The 1105-nt window shown below is 39.3% G+C and carries 1 protein-coding gene; it reads left to right on the forward strand.

The window, feature by feature from the left end:
• Positions 1-142: 142 nt before the first annotated feature.
• Positions 143-1105, forward strand: a 963-nt coding sequence (locus UC75_RS21315; protein WP_228137299.1) for a BCCT family transporter, incomplete at its 3' end; no start/stop codon positions are given.

Consider the following 1105-nt stretch of genomic DNA (forward strand, 5'->3'; position numbering starts at 1 on the left):
TGTAAAAATCAATGAATTTTTGAAGATTAGCACGAGGAATAAAGCGCTAAAATCAAAAGTTCTTAAGGATAGGATGATGCGCATAAGTACATTACTTATCACGTTATTTTGAGAAAATACACCGATTGCAAGGAGCAATAAGATGGTGTTGAAAAGTGATAAATATTCTTCAGACCATATTCGGTTAAATCGTTTTGTATTTTGGAGTTCAGCCATCAGTATTGGCATTTTTGGCCTACTTTTTGTTCTGTTTCCAGAAAAAAGTCAGTTTTGGCTGACCTATGTACAAGAGCAGGTAAATCACTTTTTTGGGTGGTATTACATGCTGGTTATTGTGCTGTGTTTGGGCTTTGTCGCTTGGCTCGCTTTTTCAAAAGTAGGGCAGATTCCATTAGGAAAAGACGACGACAAACCTGAGTTTAGTTATTTGGCTTGGACTTCAATGTTGTTTTCGGCAGGGATTGGTATTGCACTACTTTATTATGGTGTTGCTGAACCTGTTGATCACTTCTTAAGACCACCTGAAGGTGAGTCAGGAACCATTCAGGCAGCCCGTAATGCCATGACTTATAGCTTTTTGCATTGGGGCATCCATGGTTGGGTACTCTATGCATTGCTCGGAGTCACGTTAGGTTATTTTGCTTTCAGACAAAATTTACCCCTAGCTTTGCGTTCGGCGCTTTACCCAATTTTTGGCGAGCGAGTCCATGGCTTGGTGGGTGATTTCGTTGATGGTTTTGGAATTTTAGCGACGGTTATTTCCTTGGTCACCAACTTGGGAATCGGAGCATTGGTGCTGGTATCAGGCATTTGTTATTTACTTCCGCAAATTCCTAATAACTCAGTGACCTTAATTGCTGCTGTTCTCATCATGATGAGTGTTGCCACGATTACGACAGTAGTTGGCATTGAAAAAGGTTTGGCGTGGTTATCGCGTATTAATTTACGTCTGCTGTATGCCTTACTTTTATTTGTATTTTTAACAGGTCCTACAAATCATTTATTAAATGGTCTTGTACAGAATATGGGAGATTATCTAAGCAATTTTATTGGTAAAAGCTTTGATATGTATTTATACAATCAAAAAGCCAGTGGCTGGTTAGGG

Source organism: Acinetobacter sp. V2, assembly GCF_001188385.1.
In the GTDB taxonomy this organism is placed as follows: domain Bacteria; phylum Pseudomonadota; class Gammaproteobacteria; order Pseudomonadales; family Moraxellaceae; genus Acinetobacter; species Acinetobacter oleivorans.